The organism is Elusimicrobiota bacterium (assembly GCA_016722575.1).
Lineage (GTDB): Bacteria > Elusimicrobiota > Elusimicrobia > FEN-1173 > FEN-1173 > JADKIY01.
On the sequence record JADKIY010000001.1, the window covers coordinates 397,854 to 417,008 of the forward strand.

General features: G+C 64.6%; 18 protein-coding genes. 14 read left to right on the forward strand and 4 right to left on the reverse strand.

Annotated elements, in window-relative coordinates:
• The first annotated feature begins 55 nt into the window (after positions 1-55).
• From IPP68_01835 to wecB, 6 genes are all read left to right on the forward strand, one after another.
• The gene (locus IPP68_01835) at positions 56-232 is read left to right on the forward strand and encodes a zinc-ribbon domain containing protein (protein MBL0349102.1); all 177 of its coding nucleotides are present in this window, start codon (positions 56-58) and stop codon (positions 230-232) included.
• Positions 229-1,437 (forward strand): bifunctional glutamate N-acetyltransferase/amino-acid acetyltransferase ArgJ, encoded by a 1,209-nt coding sequence (gene argJ, locus IPP68_01840; GenBank protein MBL0349103.1) that lies wholly within the window; start codon positions 229-231, stop codon positions 1,435-1,437. The genes IPP68_01835 and argJ overlap by 4 nt, the downstream gene beginning before the upstream one ends.
• Before the next feature lie 27 nt (positions 1,438-1,464).
• Entirely contained in the window at positions 1,465-2,097 is a 633-nt protein-coding gene (locus IPP68_01845) for a threonylcarbamoyl-AMP synthase (GenBank protein ID MBL0349104.1), read from the forward strand.
• A gap of 10 nt (positions 2,098-2,107) precedes the next feature.
• Positions 2,108-3,361 (forward strand): serine hydroxymethyltransferase, encoded by a 1,254-nt coding sequence (locus IPP68_01850; protein MBL0349105.1) that lies wholly within the window; start codon positions 2,108-2,110, stop codon positions 3,359-3,361.
• Positions 3,362-3,460: 99 nt separating this feature from the next.
• A complete protein-coding gene (locus IPP68_01855; GenBank protein MBL0349106.1) occupies positions 3,461-4,414 on the forward strand; it encodes an undecaprenyl/decaprenyl-phosphate alpha-N-acetylglucosaminyl 1-phosphate transferase in 954 nt (317 codons plus the stop codon).
• 59 nt (positions 4,415-4,473) lie between these two features.
• Complete coding sequence (gene wecB / locus IPP68_01860) at positions 4,474-5,553, forward strand: UDP-N-acetylglucosamine 2-epimerase (non-hydrolyzing) (protein MBL0349107.1); 1,080 nt, start codon at positions 4,474-4,476, stop codon at positions 5,551-5,553.
• On the opposite strand, the gene IPP68_01865 is transcribed toward wecB, so the two are convergent.
• From IPP68_01865 to IPP68_01880, 4 genes are all read right to left on the reverse strand, one after another.
• Positions 5,550-6,470, reverse strand: a complete 921-nt coding sequence (locus tag IPP68_01865; GenBank protein MBL0349108.1) for a DUF4340 domain-containing protein — start codon at positions 6,468-6,470, stop codon at positions 5,550-5,552. The genes wecB and IPP68_01865 overlap by 4 nt on opposite strands.
• A 183-nt stretch (positions 6,471-6,653) precedes the next feature.
• The gene (locus IPP68_01870; GenBank protein MBL0349109.1) at positions 6,654-8,210 is read right to left on the reverse strand and encodes a GldG family protein; all 1,557 of its coding nucleotides are present in this window, start codon (positions 8,208-8,210) and stop codon (positions 6,654-6,656) included.
• Entirely contained in the window at positions 8,201-8,917 is a 717-nt protein-coding gene (locus tag IPP68_01875) for an ABC transporter permease subunit (protein ID MBL0349110.1), read from the reverse strand. Before IPP68_01875 ends, IPP68_01870 begins: the two co-directional genes overlap by 10 nt.
• The gene (locus IPP68_01880) at positions 8,907-9,857 is read right to left on the reverse strand and encodes an ABC transporter ATP-binding protein (protein MBL0349111.1); all 951 of its coding nucleotides are present in this window, start codon (positions 9,855-9,857) and stop codon (positions 8,907-8,909) included. Before IPP68_01880 ends, IPP68_01875 begins: the two co-directional genes overlap by 11 nt.
• 110 nt (positions 9,858-9,967) lie before the next feature.
• Between IPP68_01880 and IPP68_01885 the strand changes: the two genes are divergently transcribed.
• From IPP68_01885 to IPP68_01920, 8 genes are all read left to right on the forward strand, one after another.
• Positions 9,968-10,249, forward strand: coding sequence for a hypothetical protein (locus IPP68_01885; protein ID MBL0349112.1), 282 nt, complete (start codon positions 9,968-9,970; stop codon positions 10,247-10,249).
• Between the two features lie 75 nt (positions 10,250-10,324).
• On the forward strand, positions 10,325-12,991 hold the full coding sequence (locus IPP68_01890; GenBank protein ID MBL0349113.1) for a carboxypeptidase regulatory-like domain-containing protein: 2,667 nt from the start codon (positions 10,325-10,327) through the stop codon (positions 12,989-12,991).
• Between the two features lie 49 nt (positions 12,992-13,040).
• Positions 13,041-13,493 (forward strand): hypothetical protein, encoded by a 453-nt coding sequence (locus tag IPP68_01895; GenBank protein MBL0349114.1) that lies wholly within the window; start codon positions 13,041-13,043, stop codon positions 13,491-13,493.
• A 70-nt stretch (positions 13,494-13,563) separates the two neighbouring features.
• Positions 13,564-14,973, forward strand: coding sequence for a hypothetical protein (locus IPP68_01900; GenBank protein ID MBL0349115.1), 1,410 nt, complete (start codon positions 13,564-13,566; stop codon positions 14,971-14,973).
• Between the two features lie 169 nt (positions 14,974-15,142).
• Positions 15,143-15,799 carry a dTMP kinase gene (tmk, locus tag IPP68_01905; GenBank protein MBL0349116.1) on the forward strand — a complete coding sequence of 219 codons (657 nt, stop codon included), beginning with the start codon at positions 15,143-15,145 and terminating at the stop codon, positions 15,797-15,799.
• The gene (holB, locus tag IPP68_01910; protein ID MBL0349117.1) at positions 15,766-16,770 is read left to right on the forward strand and encodes a DNA polymerase III subunit delta'; all 1,005 of its coding nucleotides are present in this window, start codon (positions 15,766-15,768) and stop codon (positions 16,768-16,770) included. Before tmk ends, holB begins: the two co-directional genes overlap by 34 nt.
• A complete protein-coding gene (gene metG, locus IPP68_01915) occupies positions 16,767-18,293 on the forward strand; it encodes a methionine--tRNA ligase (GenBank protein MBL0349118.1) in 1,527 nt (508 codons plus the stop codon). Before holB ends, metG begins: the two co-directional genes overlap by 4 nt.
• Positions 18,290-19,111, forward strand: coding sequence for a TatD family hydrolase (locus IPP68_01920; protein MBL0349119.1), 822 nt, complete (start codon positions 18,290-18,292; stop codon positions 19,109-19,111). Before metG ends, IPP68_01920 begins: the two co-directional genes overlap by 4 nt.
• Positions 19,112-19,155 lie beyond the last annotated feature (44 nt).

Consider the following 19,155-nt stretch of genomic DNA (forward strand, 5'->3'; position numbering starts at 1 on the left):
GCCCCCGTGGGAGGACACGATGGGTTTCATTGGTTTTTTGAAGAAGTTGTTGGGCATGTCCAACGCGGGCGACAAGCGTCTGTTGTGCGCCGAGTGCGGCGGGGATTTCGTTTTCGAAGCCGGCGAGCAGGCTTTTTTCGCCGAGCGGGGATTGACCCCGCCCAGGCGGTGCCCCGACTGCCGTAAGAAAAACCGCGGCCGCCGCCGCTTCGGACGGGGCCGGGGCCGTTGAGCGCCCTCCCCCTCGCCAACGCCGACCTTCCGCCGGGGTTCGCCCTCCACGGCCTCCGGGCCGGCATCTCCAAAAAAGCCGGTAAAAAAGACTTGGCGCTGTTCCTCTCGGAACGGCCGGCCCGGGCCGCGGGCGTTTTCACGACGAACCTCGTGAAAGCCGCCCCCGTCCGGTATTGCCAAAAGAAATTGGCGGCTTCCCGAACGGCCCGGGCCGTGGTCATCAACTCCGGCTGCGCCAACGCCTGCACCGGCCGCGCCGGCGCCGCGGACACCGCCTGGACCGCCGACCTCCTGGGCCGGGGATTGGGCGTCAAACCCTCGGATATTTTGGTCGCTTCCACGGGCGTCATCGGCCGTTCGTTGCCGCGCCCGGCCCTGGGCCGGGGTCTTCGGGAATTGATCGCCCGGGTCCGGAAAAACAACGGCGGCCAAGCGGCCGACGCCGTCCGGGCCATCATGACGACCGACACCCGCCCCAAGGCCGCCCGCGCCACCTTTAAAATCGGCGGTCAAACCCGCGTGGTCTGGGGATGCGCCAAGGGCGCCGGGATGATCCACCCCAACATGGCCACCATGCTTTCGGTGGTGTTGACCGACGCGGGGGTTCCCGCCCCCGCTCTCCAGCGCGCCCTGACCGCCGCCGCCCGCGGCACCTTCAATTGCGTGAGCGTGGACGGGGACACCTCCACCAACGACAGTCTTTTCCTGTTGGACAACGGGGCGCCGCGGCCCTATTCCCCGAAAGAGTTGTCCGCTTTCCAGTCGGCGCTGGAGGAAGTGTGCCTGTCCTTGTCCAGCCAGATCGCCGCCGACGGGGAAGGGGCGACGCGGGTGGCCTGGATCTTCGTTCAAGGCGCCCGCACCGAAAAGGCGGCCCATCAATTGGCCGCCACCGTGGCCACGTCGGCCCTGTTTAAAACCGCGCTTCACGGCGCCGACCCCAACTGGGGCCGCGTGTTGGCCGCCCTGGGCCGGGCCGGCGTGCCCTTCGACCCGGACCGGGTGGACGTGCGCATCGGCGACACCCTGGTTTGCCGCGCCGGCGGCCGGGCGCCCCATTCGGAAAAAGCGGTCCACAAGGCTTTGAAAAAAGACCGGGTCACGGTGACCGTCGACCTTCACCAGGGAAAAGCCTGGAGCCACTACGTCACCTGCGACTATTCAAAAGACTACATTTCGATCAACGCCGATTACACCACCTGACGTCGGTTCTTTAAAACGGGAGAATGGGTGAAGACCCGGACCTTTCGCCTTCAAAAAGGGGCGCTGGCCCCCGCCCGGACCGCCGAAACCGTCGACATCCTTCGATCCGGCGGGTTGGCGGTGTTCCCGACGGACACGGTGTACGGGCTGGCCGCCAGCGTTTTCCGCCCGACGGCGATCAAAAGGATTTACGCCCTGAAGGGGCGTTCCTACAAAAAGCCCCTGCCTTTCCTGGTGGCCAGCCTCGAGCAGGCCCTGGCCCTGGTGGAGTCGCCGGACGCACGGCTTCGAAAGGTGTTGAAAAAATATTGGCCCGGGCCTTTGACCGTGGTGTTCAACAGCTCCCCCCTGGGCCGATGGACGACGGGGGGCAAAGACACCCTGGCCCTGCGCGTTCCCGACCATCCGGTGGCCCGGGCCCTGCTTCGGGCCATGAATTCGCCTCTGGCGGTCACGAGCGCCAACCGCTCCGGCCGCCCCGAGGCCACGACCGGCCGCCAGGCGGCGGCCGTCTTTGGGGGCCGGGTGGACGTGCTGGTGGACGGCGGCCCCTGCCCCGGCGGCGTTCCCTCGACGGTTCTGGACGTGTCCAGCGTGGCCTGGACCCTGCGACGGGAAGGCGCGGTGCCCAAAGCGGATTTGCTTCGATACATGGCATAAGGAGATGGCAATGAGCGAGCTGAAGAAGTCGGACCCCAAAATTTACGAAATCGTCCAGGCCGAAACCCGGCGCCAGGAAGAGGGATTGGAAATGATCGCCTCGGAAAACTACGTCTCCGAAGCGGTCCTGGAAGCCCAGGGATCGGTGTTGACCAACAAATACGCCGAGGGCTATCCCGGGAAGCGCTACTACGGCGGCTGCGAGGAAGTGGATAAAGTGGAAACCCTGGCCATCGAACGGGTCAAGGCGCTCTTCGGCGCGGAGCACGCCAACGTGCAGCCCCACTCCGGGTCCCAGGCCAACATGGCCGTCTACATGGCGGCCCTCCAACCCGGGGACACGATCATGGGCTTGGAACTGTCCCACGGCGGACACCTGACCCACGGCCACCCGCTCAACTTTTCCGGCAAGTATTTCAAGATCGTTTCCTACGGGGTCCACCCCGACACCGAACGGGTGGATTACGACAAGCTGGAGTCCCTGGCCCGGGAACACAAACCCAAGATGATCGTCTCGGGCGCGTCCAATTATTCCCGGGTGTGGGACTGGGAGCGCCTGCGGGCCATCGCGGATTCCGTCGGGGCCCTCCACTTCGCCGACATCGCCCATTACGCCGGGTTGATCGCGGCCGGAGAGTATCCCTCGCCCGTGGCCCACGCCGATTTCGTCACCACGACCACTCACAAAACCCTTCGGGGCCCCCGGGGGGGCGTCGTGATGTGCAAGGAACGTTTCGCCAAGGACGTCGACCGGGTCGTGTTCCCCGGGGTCCAAGGCGGCCCCTTGATGCACGTGATCGCCGCCAAAGCCGTGGCTTTCGGCGAAGCGCTTAAACCGGCGTTCAAAAAGTACCAGGCCCAGGTGCGCGTCAACGCCCAAGCGTTGGCCGCCGCCCTGGTCAAGCACGGTTTTCGAATCGTGGCGGGGGGGACCGACAGCCACGTCATGTCCGTCGATCTGCGCCCCAAATCCGTCACCGGGAAAGACGCCGAGGTCGTGCTGGGGAAAGCCGGCATCACCGTCAATAAAAACACGATCCCCTTCGACCCCGAAAAGCCTTTCATCACCTCCGGCGTCCGTCTCGGCACGCCGGCCCTGACCACCCGGGGCATGAAAGCCAAGGAGATGGAAAAGATCGCCGGCTGGATCAACGCCGCCATCGAGGGGCGTTCGGACGACAAGGCCTTGGCCAAAATCCGGCGGGAGGTGGAAACGCTCTGCAAAAAGTTTCCCCTCTATCGCCACCGTTTGAAACGGGGGTAATCCCTGCCCCTCCTTCTCGCCGTCGGTTTTTTCACGGCCTTCGCGGTCGCCGCGGGCCTGACGCCGGCCTTCGCCGCGCTCTCGCGCCGCTGGGGCGCGATGGACGTTCCCGACGAGCGAAAAGTCCACCGGCAACCCATCCCCCGCTGGGGCGGGGGCGCCATCGCCGCGGGGGTCTTCGCCGCCCTCGGCGCCTTGGCCCTGCTGGTTCCCCGGTTTCGCGCGCTATTGGCCTACCAACACCGCCTGGTCAAAGACGGGCAGGTCGTGGGCACCCTGGGCCTCGGATCGCAACTTTCGGGCATCCTTTTGGGCGCGTCCTTCTGCGTGATCCTCGGCATGTGGGACGACCGCCGTTCCCTCCCCCCCGTGGTCAAACTGCTCGCCCAAATCATCGCCGCCTACGTGGCCATGATGTACGGCGTTCGCATGGCCGGTCTGGCCCTGCCCGGCCTGGGTTTCGTCGAGTTCCCTTTGTTCCTTTCCCAAATCGTCACGTTGCTTTGGCTGTTGGGTTTTATGAACGCCATCAACCTGGCGGACGGGTTGGACGGATTGGCGGCGGGACTGGCGGCCATCGCCGCCGTGACGTTTATGTTTGTGGCGTTGCTTCAAGGGGAAACCCGGATCGTCCTTTACGCCAAGCAACTCAAATTGGCGGCGGTCCTGGCGGCGGCCGTGGGCGGGGCCTGCCTGGGCTTTTTGATTTTTAATTTTCACCCCGCGCGCATTTTCATGGGGGACGGCGGCGCTCTCTTTTTGGGCTTCATGCTCGGGTCCATCAGCGTGGTGGGCACCTTAAAAACCAGCGCCGTGCTCGCCTTCCTGATCCCGGTGATCGTGGTCGCCCTGCCGGTGACCGACGTGGCCTTCGCCGTGGTGCGCCGCTATCGTCGGGGAAACGGCGTCATGGCCGCGGATCGGGGGCACTTCCACCACCGACTGCTGGACCTCGGCTGGACCCAGCGGGAGGTCGTCCTGTTGGTTTACGTGCTCACGTTGATCTTGTCCATGGCGGCGCTCCTGTTGACGTTTTTTCGGGGGCGCGTGTGAAACGTCCGACGCCCAAGAAAATTATTTTTGTGTTCGGCACCCGGCCCGAGGCCATCAAAATGGCCCCGGTGATTTTGGCCCTTCGGAAGCGTCGGGCGGAATTCACCGTGCGCGTCGCCGTGACCGCCCAACACCGGGAGCTGCTGGATCCCGTGTTAAAGCTCTTTGGAATTCGCCCCGACCACGATTTGGGAATCATGCGCCCGCGGCAATCGCTGACGGACGTTTCCGTGCGCGCCCTGTCCCGCCTGGAGCCCGTAATTCGCTCCGAAAAACCGGATCTGGTGTTGGTCCACGGCGACACGACGACCACCCTGATGGGCGCCTTGGCGGCGTTCTATCAGCGGGTCCCCGTGGGCCACGTGGAAGCGGGCCTACGCTCCGGCGACGACGCCAACCCCTTCCCGGAGGAAGCGAATAGACGGTTGACCGACGGCCTGAGCGTCCTCCATTTCGCCCCCACCGTTGATGCCCGGCGGAATTTGTTGCGGGAGGGGCGCCCGGCCTCCGGCGTGGTCGTCACGGGGAACACGGCGGTCGACGCCCTGGATTTGGGATTGGCCCGTCTGGGATCTCAAACGCCGGCCCTGCCGCCCGGGGTGGCCCGGATCGCCCGGGGTCCTTTTGTTTTGGCGACCGTGCACCGGCGGGAGAATTTCGGACGGCCCCTGGAGGAAATATGCGAAGCCCTGGGGCGCGTGGCCCGGGCCCGGCCGGACCGGGGGTTCGTGCTCCCCGTCCATCCCAACCCCAACGTGGGCGCCGTGGTGCGAAAAATCCTTGGGTCCCGGCCCAACGTGGCGTTGACGGCGCCCTTGGAATACGGCCCGATGATTTACCTGCTAAAAAAATCCCTTTTCGTCGTGACGGATTCCGGGGGGATTCAAGAGGAAGCGCCGAGCCTGGGCAAGCCCGTGTTGGTGGTGCGCCGGGCAACGGAGCGGCCCGAGGCCGTCCGCGCCGGGGTCGCCCGGGTGATCGGCACCGACGGCGCGTCGGTGCAGAGATGGGTGGAACGGCTATTGGACGACGGGCCGCTCTATCGACGCATGGCCCGACGGGTACACCCTTTCGGGGACGGCCGGGCCGCGGAGCGCATCCGTCGCGGGCTCGTCCGGTTTTTCCGGTCGCAGCGCTAGTCGGCGGGCTTCCAGGTTCCCCGGTGTTTTTGGAGCGCCGCGGGGGTGGGGAAAAGGACGTTGGCGTTTGGACCGGTCAGAAGGAGATGCCCCGGCAAATCCGAGTGGCGGAGGGTAAAATTCCCGTTGCTCTCCGGTGAAGTGTCCATCTCGACCGACCAATGTCGGCCTCGGGCCGAGCGGAGGTGGAGGGCGGGCCCGTGCCCCGACGCGGGCGGCGTTGGACTTTCCCATTGCAAGAATCGAACTTCGGCCAGGGCCCGCGTCCAGGTTTCCACCGCGGCGGAGTCGGCCCGGCGACCATCGAGGGTCCATCCCGCCGAATCCTTTCGGAGGTGAAAAGCCCCGCGGGGCCCCTTTCCCGCCGCCTCGATGACGGGGTCGTCCGCTCCGAAGGGGAACAACCGCGCATCCATCCAATGGCCCCAGGTATACCCCAAGCTCGCCCGCGATAAACCGTCCACCGCGTACACTCCCGACCGCGCGCTGCAACGCGCGAAGAGCCGGTTCTTCACGTCCGAGTTTTTCCCAAAAGACCACTCAAGCGTCTCTTGATCGTTGTTTCCAAAGACCCGGACGGTCACGCGACGATCGCTCAATTCGTAGAGCGCGTCGGTGTCGGTTTTGTCGGTAATTTTGTTCCAAAGGGAGAACCGGCGGAAGGTGTCCAAAAGCTTTTCAACGCGTTCCTCGTCGGCGCGCCACCGGTGGGGACGAACAATCCACCAGCCCCCTTTTTCACGTTCCAGCCAAACTTCGTCGTCCATGTAAATCACCGTGATTCGATGGGGATCGGCCGGGACGGGGGGAGTGGGGGCGATGGAGCGAACCGGTCCGCGTTCCGGGGCGAAGTAAACGAGGACCAAAACCACCGTGGCGGCCAACAATCCCGTCATCCATCGGGCCTGGGCGGTCATTGTCCCAGCGGTTCAACCCGCGGCGACCGGGCGCGCCGCCCCGGTGCGCGACAGCGCGGGTCCCCGAGGAAATGGATTTCGTGCGACGCCCAGGTCGCGAAGTCCCCCTTGGCCGTCCGGCCCCCGGCGAGAGTCCCATCGGCTTCCAATCGCACGACCTCTATAAAAAGGCGCCCTCTCGGTTTAAACACGACTCATCTCCGCGCGCCAGAACGCCCGCCACCGGTCCCGGCGCCACCGGTAAAAGGCGATAACGAAGAGAAACGCCGTTGGCGCTAAAAAATAACCAATCCCCTTCGTGATCCCACGGGCGACCCGACCCACCGGGCGCAGCGGGCGCTGCGCGGCCCCCTTTCGGGGGAGATCGCCCAAATCGGTGTCCCGGGTGACCCATTGCAGAAGTTGGACAAGAAAAAGCTCGTTGCCGGCGGGATGCGGGGCGCGGGGGTCCGCCAAGAAAGCCGTTCCCAAAACGGCGAGGGAGAAGCGGGGGACCCTCCGCGCCGGCGGGGAGAAAGAGGTCGTGGACCCCTCGACCAAGGCGGCCAGGGGGAACGGTCCGGACGTTCGAGCGTTAGGCAATAAGGGCAGAGCCACCGGGTCCAGCGTGACGTTCCCGTCAAAGGTCCAACTGTCAAAGGACGAACGCGCCAACGTCGTCCAGCGGGAGGTTTTAAGAGCGTCGCCCGTCGGCCGAAGGGGATGGCAGAAGGGAAACACGGCTTCGTCGAGGTTCCGGGTCGCGGGGTGATCGGGGTTCCACAGCGTCACCGAAACGAAGGGCCAATAATGGGCGCGAAAGGCCCCCTGGGCGTTTTGAAACCCCAACGTTTGGCATTGAAGATCCATGACGAAGGCCGGATCGGACCGGACGCCGTAATGGGCCAAGAGCGCCCCCAGCCCGGTGTCGATGGGGAACGACCGGAAGCCCTTGGGGTTGATGGACCGATGGTTGAAGGCCACAAGGACCGGCACTCCGCTTGAAAGAAATAAATCCAAGACGTCGATCTCCCGGGCTTCGAGGGTTCGCTTGGGGCCGAGAAGAAGCAGGGCGTCCGGCGAAACGCCCGTTTCCGTGCTCAGAGGCGCCGATTCCACGGTGAATTCGGAGAACAGGCCGGCGCCGGGACCGGCTTTCAGGGCCTCCGCGGTCAACTCGTCGTGTCCGCCAATCAGAAGCAGGGTTTTGCGGCGGGGAGAAACCAGGGACCGAAGGCGCGCCGCCAAATCGAATTCCAAGCCGAGGGAGTCCTTCACGTAAGGGAGGATTTCCGTCCGGTCCCGATAGCGCAGGACGATCGCCATGTACCCTTCGCGGACGCGGTAGCGGTCGTCGGCAATTTCGGTGAATCCGGTCGGCACCAGGTTTGCCGCCCGGAGGTCCCGGTTCACCGCGTCCGACCCGTCGGGATGCACGACCTCTAGGATCAGTCGCCCGCGCCCGGCGACGCGCCATTCCTCAAGAAAATCCGACACAAACCGCCCCCGGGCCGCGTGGGGTTGGGGGAGGTCCGGGGTGAGGTAGAAGGTGACGCGGACCGGATCGTCCAACCCTTCCAAGAGGCGTCGGGTGGCCGGGGCCAAGGAGTAGCGCCGGTCGCCGGTCCCGTCCCAACGAAAGGAAAAACGTCCCGCCGCCAGATTGAGAAACAGGAGGAACAGCGCGACGACCAGGCCGCGCCCACCGGCCAGGGCAACGCGCCGGGCGCGTCGGTGCGGAAGCGCCGGGGTCAACGCCATCGGCGACCGGCCACGCCTGCGTACGCGCCGACCAAACCCGCCGCCGTTCCGGACAAGAAGTAAAGGACGTCGCGAGCGTCGATCACGCCGCGGCGAAAGGAATCGAAATGCCCGTCAACGCCCAGAAAAGCGAGCCCCCCGCCGACCGGCCCGGCGAGATATCGTCCGGCGGGCCCCAACCCCAGGAACGTGAAACACAAGAGAAAACCCGCCAAAAGCGCGACGGCTTGGCTGCGGGTCATGGTCGAGGCCCACAGTCCCAGCGCCAAAAAAAAGGCCCCCAACAAGGCGGCGCCCAAAAAAGCGACTTCGAGGGCCCGCACGTCCGGGCGACCCAGGTACAGCAACGGGACGATGAGCGCGTGGCCTCCCAGGAGGGTCGCCCCCAAGCCGCCCAGGGCCGCCACGAATTTCCCGGCAACCAATTCGGCGTCGCTGACGGGTTGCGCGGCCAGAAGATCGAAGGTCCCCAGGCGGTACTCTTCGGCGAACAGGCGCATGGTGAAGGCGGGCATGAAAACGGCGAACAAAAATGGGAGGACGTCGAAGTACTCGAACAGATCGGCCTGGCCGTTCAGGAATAGGGAAGAGGTCTGGGCCCAGCCCAGGAGAAACAACAGCAGGCCTTGGGTCAGGAACCACAACGTTCCGTTGGCCTGTTCCGCCCATTCCTTCCGGGCCAACCGGGCGACGCGGTCAAGGCGCATGGGGGGGGGCCAACCGGCGAAAAACGTCATCAAGCGCGGGCCGCTCCAATTGGACATCGCGCAGGACCCATCCACGGGCCACCGCCGTTCGGGCCACGGCCTCCCGGGGATCCTCGTTGAAATGGATCCGCAGACGCCACTCGCCATCGCCCGCGTCGGGCAGCGTTTCAACCCCGGTCACCCCCTCCAGGGCGGCCAGGGTCGCCGCCGCCTCCCGGGGGCCCCGGAGCCGGATGGTCAGCACGGCGGGGGGGGCCGAAAAAGCGGCGACGACGTCGGCGGGCGTTCCCTGGGTCACCAGGCGTCCCCGGTCCAAAACCACCAGGCGGTCGCACAGGGACTCCGCCTCCGGCAAAATGTGGGTCGAGAAAAGAACGGCCTTGTCCCGTCGGATCCGACCGATCAATTCCCAAATCTCCTTGCGCTGATGGGGATCCAGGGCCGTGCCCGGCTCGTCCAACAACAACACCGGCGGGTCGTCCGCCAGGGCCAGGGCGAGGCCCAGGCGTTGCCGGAACCCCTTCGACAGCTCATGAACGGGCCGATCGACCACCGGGGAGAGGCCGCATTCGGCGGACAAGAGACGAAACCGGTCCCGGGTTTGGGCGTCGGAGAGGCCCCTCAATTCGGCGAGGAAGGAAAAGTGTTGCCAAACATCCAGGGATTCGTAAAGGGGATTGCCTTCGGCCAGGTAGCCAACCCGCGCGCGACGATCGGAGGACGGTTCAAGTGCGTCCCCATCCCCGATTCGCACGCGTCCCCGGGAGGGGGCCAACACCCCCGCCAAGACGCGGAGGGTCGTGGTCTTTCCGGCCCCGTTGGGGCCCAGGAGGCCGACGATTTCCCCGGCGCGGACTTCAAAAGATAAATCGGAAACGGCGGGAATCCCGCAAAAATCGCGGCCAAACCCTTCGAGGACAATGGCGGAGGTCGAATTCACGGACGGACGAATTATAACAGTTCCGCGCGTCGGGCCCGACGCGCGACGCGCCCTTGATTTTTTGGGGATTCCCGCTATCCTTGCGGAAGACCTTTTGAAGGAGTTCCGACATGACGAAGCGACTTGGGCGGCTGGTGATCTTGGCAATCGCGGTGGGCGCGACCGGGTGCAAAAAAAAGACGGAAATCAAAGCCGGCGCCCCCGTTCCCATCAGCCGCTTCAAAGAAGCCCCGTCTCTTCCGGCCCGAGTGGTCATCAACAATTCGCCGACCTTCCCCCCGGCGCCTCCGCCGGTTCGGATCGAGGAACCGCCCCCTTTGCCGATGCCGGACAAGCCGGTGGAGCGGTCGGGAGACAAGCTTCGTCACGCCCCCTCCGATCCGAATTCCTAACCGGCCCCCATCGTCGTCGAAGACGCGGTTGACAAAAAAGGAATCTCGCCATAGACTGGGACGGTGCCCAAACCCATGATCCAAGCCAAACGGAAGCCCCCGAAGGGCGTCACGCTTACCGAATTGATGATCGCCGTCGTGGTCCTTTCGGTGGGGGCTCTTGGCTTGTTGGGATCTTTTGGCGGCATCGCCCGGTCCGTCCAGTCGGCCAAGGCCAAGACCCTGGCGACCAACCTCTGCCAGGAAAAAACGCAGATCTTGAAGCAAAAGAACTATTACCGTGTTTTGGTCACGACGGCGCCGGCCTACAACACGGATTTCGGCGACCCCATCCCGTTCGATCCCAGCACGGGGTATTTCCCCCCCGAAACGATCATTGAAGGGGGAATTACCTTCACCCGCCTGACTTTTGTGGAAGTCGCCCAGGAAGTGAGTCCCAACATCGTCACGCTCGCCCCCACCTCCTCCGACACGGGCCTCAAGCTGATCACGGTGACGACCCTGTGGGGGACCGGGGATCATGCACGAAAAATCGCCGTTCAGTCTTTGCTTTCGAACCCCGACGCCACGGTTCAAAACAGCACTTTGACCGGCTTCGTTCAGCGGGCGGGCCCCATCGCCATTCCGAACGCCACGGTGTCGGTGTCGGAAAACTCGGGCTGGGTGGACACCACGGACGGCGCGGGGCTTTATCGGATCAATCTGTTTCCAGGGTCCTATAATATTTTGGTGGAGGCTGCCGGGTATTTCCCCCAACTCGTTGCGGTGACCATCCCCGCCAACGCGACGGTGAACCAAAACGTCACGCTCTCTCCCATGACCACCCAGGCGGTGCAGGGGTACGCTTGGATCCGGGACCATCTGGTGATTTCCCAGGTGGTCGCCAGCTCGGAATCCGCCGCGGCCCCGGGGTTTTACCAGGAATACGTGGAGGTTTTTAATCCCACGACGGGCACCGTGCAAATGAAAGGGCGGTTCGGCCTGAAGTTTCAGCGTCGAGTCGCCCAGGACGCCATGCCGCGGGTCATCGACATCGATTACGACTACAAAACGCCGGTGTCGACCAACATCGCCCCGGGCGGTTATTACCTGTTCGCCAACACCTCTCCGGTGACGGTCGGCGGCGTGTCCCTCCAGGCCGACGCGATTTGGGCCGTGGGGGCGGGATCGAACACGGTGTTCCCTTATTTTCACACCGCCGGGCCCTATGGGGAGGACAACAACATCATCCCCATCAACACCGACGGGGGCGGGGAGGGGGCGGGGGGGGTGCAACTCTACGACATCGTCACGGGCAATGCCCACGACACTTTTGGATGGAAAGGCTTCGGCGGGCAATTCCCGGGCCTCTACGAAACGATCCCGCTCGACCAAATGACCGGGTTCCAAGCGGGGGAGCAGTTCACCCGGGAGGTCAGCACGGCGGGTTACGACCACGCCACTCTCGGAATGATCGCCGACCTTTACGGACGCGCCTACGATCACGGTTGGAACCTGGACAACCTCCTGACGAACTCGGAAGTCGGCACCATCCTCCCGCCGCACAACAGCGCTTCGGCGGTCCGCATGACGGTGACGGGAACTCCGGCCATCGGCGCGGTCGTGACCTGCAACGACGGGTTGTCGGGCCCGGTCACCGTTCCGGACAGCGGCTGGTTTTGGAACGGAACGGACAACCGGTTCTACAAAAACCCGGGTTTTTCCTTGCCCTCCATCGCCACGGGGACCTGGTCGGTTTATTTCAGTTCCACGACCGCTTTTGCGGACAGTTTCGTGGAAGTCTCGAGCGTCGTAATCGTGGGCGGGGCGCCGCTCGAGATCCCCCACGCCACGACGGTCCCCGCGTGGGAGGTGCCGGGTCGTTACTCCGTTTTCGTCACCAGCTCGTCCGAGGAGGGGTTCGTCCTGGGAACGTTGCGAAACGTGTTCGGCGGCGGGATTTCCCCCGCGATCACCGTCACGAACAACTTGGCGAGCGTTTTGGCGAACACCGCTTCGCCCTATCGGTTTTTCCTGCGGACGGTCCCCGGCACCTACAACGTGACGGCCAATCCCGGCAACGCCAACGCGAGTTACGTGAGCGCCGTGCAAACGGGAGTCGCCGTCAACGCGGGGCAGGTGACCAGCGGGGTGGATTTCGTCCTCTCCCAAGCGGGCTCCCTTCGGGGGTTCGTCTCGCGCGACGGCACGAACGCGCTGCCGGGCATCGCCATGACCGCGACCAACGCGGCCGGCCTCGTGGAAACGACGGTGGTCACCGGGAACGACGGCCGCTTCACCATGACCAACATTTCGACGGGCGCGTACGTGATCGAGGCGGCGTTGGGATCCGGGGAGGCGTCCGTCCCGTTGTCGGTGTCCACGACGGTGACCGTGGGCACGTCCTTGTTTGTCGGTTCCTTCACGGTGGTCGGGGCGGCGGGGTACGTGACCGGGAACGTGACGCAATCGGGAAGTCCGATCAAGACCGGGGTCATGGTCGTGGTTTCCACGGCCGTCGTCGCGGCGCCCCCGGCGCTAAGCAGCGCGAGCATGACCGGTATCCCCTACTACATTGGGGCCAGCTACGAAGACGGCTCTTATTCCCTGGAAGTCAAGGGGAGCACCTCGACCACCTTCCGCGTCTACGCATTCTATCCCGTCCAAAACGCCACCGGAACCTGGAGCACGTTGACCGCCAGCAGCGCCAGCGTGCAGATCCTGCCGGGCCAGACGAAAACGGGGGTCAGCTTTGCCTGGTAGGAATGTCCCGAACCAACCGATCCGCCGCCGGGGGTACACGCTCGTCGAAATGATGATCGCGGTGTCCATTGTGGCGATGCTGATCGCGATGGTGGCGCCTCTCATTATTCAAACCCAGCGGTTCTTTATTCTGAACCGCGCCCGGGTCAATATCCAACGCGAAGCCCGGTCGGCCATGACGACGATTTCAAAAAACCTGCGCCAAGCCCAGTCGTTGACCATCCGGCTCGACAACGCCACCGGACAGCCATATTATTCCCGCATCCGGTTCACGACGGTCGACGGCCGGACGTTGACGTATTATCAGAGCGGCACCAACCTCTATCAAATCGGGACCAGCACCTCGACGCTGTCGACCCACGTTCGGTTCCTCAATTTCTTCTTCCCCCGGTCCAGCGACATGTCGATCCTGTCGATGTCCATGACCTTGGAGGAGAGCATTTACGAGGGGCGGAAAAAGGCGCTCCACGTGGCCTCGGAGCGCATACGCATTATGGACTGACGGGGCTTGAAAGAGCGCTTTCCCGGGGTTAAACTGGGGGAGAGTGTTCCGGGAGGGGAATTCCCGACCTATGTTAAAAAAACTGAATTCCAAACGAAAAGAATCCGGCCAGGTCCTGATCGGCGCTTTTGTGTTGGTCGCCGTGCTTCTGATTTTCGTGCCGCTCATGGTCCAGTGGGGGAAAAACGAGTCCAAATGGTCCACCCGGGACCAAATGACCATGGTGGCCTTCAACGGGGCCGACGGCGCGGTCGACCGGGCCGTTTGGAAACTGAAGAGTTCCACCTCCACCTGGTCCCAGGCGAGTACCGGAACGGTCATCGCGGGGTACAATTTCGACGCGACCTACACCGACCTTCCGGGGATCCAGTACCGCATCCGGTTTTCGAGCGGGCCCTCGGCCCAGCAAGTCACCGTCGTGGCCGAGGCCAAAGACGTGAACACGGGCCAAGTCCGGGCCCTCCGGGCCTCGTTCCAGAACATGGCGTTTCCGGGCGGGGTGTTCACGGGCGGCACCGTGGGCTATTCCGACGACTTCTCGGCCCACTGGGGCCCCGTCATGGCCCACGGGAACATCAACATTTCGGGCACCGCCTCCGGGGAATATTTCCCGCGGAAGTTCTCCAAACAGGTCGTTCAAAAGACCGGCGGCGCCGGCGCCAACCGCGACACCAACGGCTTGAACCCCCCCAACACCAACAACGTGGAGTGGTGGTCCGATTACCCCTGCCCGGACCTCCCCGTCCTGGATTTTACGACCATGCGGGCGTCGGCGTCCGTGAACAGCACGCTGAATTACCGCACCAACGACAACACCTCCGGCGCGGGAAAGTGCGTCGGGTGGACCGTGGGGAGTCACAGCGTCTGTCAAAGCGGGGGCGCCACCGCGGCCTCCCACTACAGCGCCACGGTCTGCCACCTCCACGATTCGAACCACCACGCGCGTTCCAGAGATAATTTGATTTGGTATTGGGATTCGAATTACAGCCTTATCTTGACCGGAAAAGGCACGCTCACCGGCCACAGCAACGCCGTCAAAGGCACGATGATCGTCCGGGGCAACCTGACCATCGCCGACGAAGACAACCTGGTGTCCACCGTGGCCATCCCGTCGGGAGCCTGGCGGGAATACGCCGCGATCGATACCGCCGCCGCCAATCAATACCCCGGGGACACCGGGTTCCAAACCCAAGCCGCGACCTTCGGCCTGGGCACGCAGACCTGGACCGGCGGTCCGGCGGCCGGCGCCTACTCCGACGTGGGCATTCTCGGGTTTCTGTATGTGGGCGGCAACCTGTCCATCACCGCGCCCTACGACCACGCGGGCAGCATCTGGGTCGTCGGGAACGTCACCACGACGTCCAGCGAACGCACCTACGTGTTTTACCTCGGCAACCTGCCCGACGTCCCGGTTCTTAACGTCGTGCTCGTCCGGCAGACCTGGGACGAGGTCCGCCCGAGCACCGCCACCTGGATGTAATTCCCCGCCGCGCCCCGCGGCATTTTGACCCTCTCCCCGGGAAATGGTAAATTTCCACCGTCGATAACGGCCCCGCTTTCGCCGGCCGCCTCTTGCTGGAATCCATGGACGGCCAAGGCGGAAAGGCGGACTTTCTCCGGGCTCCGCCCGGGGCCACGGGAGAATTTCCGTGAAACAAGGTTATTTCATCACGTTGGAAGGCGGCGAAGGATCGGGCAAAAGCACCCAGGCCCGCCTTCTGGTCCATTCCCTCCGCCGCGCCGGGCGGCGCGTGGTCCACACGCGGGAGCCCGGGGGCACCACCATCGCCGAGGCCGTGCGCCGCGTCCTCCTGCGTCCCGGCGGTCGGGTCGCGCCCATGACCGAACTCCTCCTTTACGAAGCGGCCCGGGCCCAGCACGTGGCCGAAATCATTCGCCCCGCCCTGGACCGGGGCCGGGTGGTGGTCTGCGAACGTTACACCGACGCGACGACGGCGTACCAAGGGTACGGCCGGGGGTTGGATCGCCGTCAAATCGCCCGCTTGAACGAAACGGCCACCGGCGGCTTGACGCCGGATCTGACTTTTCTCCTCGACGTTCCCGTGGATCGCGGCCTTCGGGCCGCCCGGTCCCTCTCAAAATCGATTTCCAAAGGGGGGCGTCGTTTGGCCGGGGACCGACTGGAACGGGAGCCCTTGGCTTTCCACGAGCGCGTGCGGGCCGGATACCGGGCCCTGGCCCGGCAGCACCCGCGCCGCATCGTCGTCGTCCCCTGGGGATCCTTGGATTCCGTGAGTCGGGAGATTCACCAATGGACCGCAAAAAGGTTGAAAACATTTTCATGAGCGACGCTTCTTTCGGAACCCTGTCCGATGTTCGCGGGCAAGAGGCCGCCCTGGGCGTCTTGGCTTCGGCCCTGACGGCGGGCCGGGTGCCCCACGCCTATCTCTTCGTCGGCCCCGAAGGCGTCGGCAAGGCCAAGGCCGCCCGACTTTGGGCGCAAATTCTGCTGTGCGAGGCGCCGGCGTCCCCGGTCCAAGCCTGCGGCCAATGCGTGGGCTGCCGAAAGGCCGCGGCGGGGGGGCATCCCGATCTTCTTTCCGTCGATTTTGAGCGCCAGGCGGCTCTTCTCAAGGAACCCGTGGAAAAGCAAAAATCCCTCAAAATAGACACCGTTCGGGAGATGGAGCACACCCTCCGCTTGAAGCCTTCCGAGGCCCGGGTCAAAGTCGCCCTGCTGGACCCGGCGGACGCCCTGGTGGACGCCGCCGCCCACGCCCTGCTCAAAATTTTGGAGGAACCCCCGGCCGCAACTCACCTGGTGTTGATCGCCCGGGAAGCCACGGCGCTTTTGCCCACGATCCGTTCCCGGTGCCACCTGGTCCGCTTTCGTCCCCTGGATCAAGGCACGCTGGCCGACATTGTACGGGGGCTTAAGCCCGGCGTTTCCGAAGCGGAAACCCGGACGGCCGCCGCGGTGGCCGAAGGGTCCGTCGCCCGGGCGCTGGCCGCCATCGACGGGAGCGGCGCGCTGGATTTTGACTGGACGTCGGTGCCCTTGAGCGAGCTTTTGGCTTGGTGCGAGGGCTTCGGCAACCCGCGCCTCGGCCGCTCGGCCGCGGAACGCCTCGTGGAATCCCTGATGGCCCGGGAGCAGGAATCCCTGCGACGGGGCGCGGGCTCCGCCGAGGCCCTGCGGGACAGTTTGACGGCCCTTCACCGGCTCCGGCAAAACGCCCACGTCACGCTCACGTTGCAAACCTTGCTCCTGGGTCTCCGCCGCCGGGCCCGAGAGAAGGCGGAGGTCCGACCTTGAAACCCTATTACCTGACCACCCCCATTTACTACGCCAACGACGTGCCCCACATCGGCCACGCCTACACGACGATCGCCGCCGACGTCCTGGCCCGCTGGAAACGGCTGTCCGGGGCCCGGGTCCATTTCCTGACGGGCACCGACGAGCACGGCGCCAAAATTGCCCAGGCCGCGGCCGCCGCGGGCCAAACGCCCCGGGCCTACCTGGACCGGGTCGTGGCCAAATTCCAGGAGCTGTGGGCCCGCCTGACCGTCACCCCCGACGATTTCCTCCGAACTTCCGATGCCCGCCACATCGGCGTCGTTCAGAAAATCTTCGAAAAGCTCTTAAAAGAAGGCCACATTTACCTGGGGTCCTACGAGGGCTGGTACTGCGTCCCCGACGAAACCTTCTGGTCCGAATCGGAATTAAAAGAAGGCAAATGCCCCACCTGCGGCCGGGCCGTCGAACGACTGAAAGAGGAGAGTTATTTCTTCAAGCTGTCCGCCTTTGAAGCGCCGCTCCTGGCCCACTTTGAAAAACACTCCGAGTTCCTCCAGCCAAGATCCCGGGCGCCGGAAATCGTCCAGTTCGTCAAAATGGGCCTCCGGGACCTTTCGGTGAGCCGAACCAAAGTGGCCTGGGGGGTTCCCGTGCCGTCCAACCCCGCCCACACGGTGTACGTGTGGTTCGACGCGCTCATCAACTATATTTCCGCCCTGGGATACGATCCCGCGGCGCCGGCCGCGCTCTACAAGGAATTCTGGCCCGCCGACGTTCATTTGGTGGGCAAGGAGATCTTTCGTTTCCACGCGGTCATTTGGCCCGCCATGCTCCTCGCCCTGGGCGTTCCTCTTCCCCGGACCGTCTTCGCCCACGGGTGGTGGACTGTCGACGGGGAAAAAATGTCCAAGTCCCGGGGCAACGTGGTGGACCCCCACCGGATGGCCGATGAATTCGGCGTCGACGCTTTCCGTTATTTTTTACTGCGGGAAGTGCCCTTCGGCGCCGACGGGGATTTCTCCGCCAAGGCGCTGTTGGGTCGCTACAACGCGGAACTGGCCAACGCCCTGGGGAACTTGCTGAACCGCGTGTTGAATCTGTTGGAGAAGAATTTCGATTCGGCCCTCTTGCCCGTGGGCACCGGGGACCTGCTGGCCGAGAATTCCGACTGGGCCCGGGCTTACAACCAGGCCCTGGAGCGGACCGCTTTTCACGAGGCCTTGGACGTTGCTTTTGGTCTGGTCAATCGGGCGAACAAATACGCCGAAGACACCGCGCCTTGGAAATTGGTCAAAACGGACGCCCCGCGAACCCACGCCGTGTTGACGGAAATGGCCCGGGTTTTAAAAGTGGCGGCCGTGGCCCTCCACCCCTTCATGCCCACGATGACCGAGGAAATGTGGCGGCAGTTGGGCGAACCCCGTCCCCTGGGCGCCGAAGCCGCCCGGGCCCTGGCGGGCGGCCGAATTCAATTCGACCCCGGCCAAAAAATCCGAAAAGGGAGCCCGCTCTTCCCCCGAAAAGAAGCGCCGAAGCCTTGACCGTCTTCGGGGTCATCGACACCCACGCCCACCTGGCGGACGAGAAGTTCGACGCCGACCGCGAGGAGGTTTTAAAACGGGCCTGGGCCGCCGGCCTGGCGGCCGTGGTGGAGATCGGCGAGGAAGAAAGCCAGTGGCCCAAGGCCCGAGCCCTGGCCGAGGCCCACCCGGGCCGGGTCTACTGGACCGCGGGCCACCACCCCTACTACGCGGTCAAAGCGGACGACGGACTTCCGGATCGCTTGGCCGCCGAGCTTGGTCACCCCGCCTGCGTGGCCGTGGGGGAAATCGGTTTGGATTACCACCGTCCGGACTCCCCGCCCGAAGTTCAACAGAGGGTCCTGGAAAAGTTGTTGGAGGTGGCGGCCCGGGGCGGGAAACCCGTCGTCCTCCATTGCCGGGACGCGGCCGCGCCTTCCACGGCGGCGGAATCGGATTTGTTAAACCTCCTGCGCCGACGGCCTTTCCGGCTTTCCGACGGGGGACCGGCGGGCGTGGCCCACTGTTTTCAGGGAAGCGCTCCCGCCGCCTGGGAACTCCTTCAACAGGGGTTTATGATCGGCGTCGACGGTCCCTTGACCTATCCCAACGCCTCCGTCCTGCGCGCCCTGATCGGCCACCTTCCCCTGGAATCCCTGGTGCTGGAAACCGACAGCCCCTACCTGCCGCCCCAATCCCATCGGGGAAAGCGCAACGAACCCGCGCTTCTTCCCGACGTGGTCCGGGCCCTGGCGGAGCTTAAGCACGTGGCGGTGGAGAAAATCGCCGCCGTCACCGCCGCCAACGCGCGCCGGTTGTACCGCCTCCCCCTCGTTTAATACTCGCCGTTGACAAAATAACGTTCGGGTCCTACACTTCCATG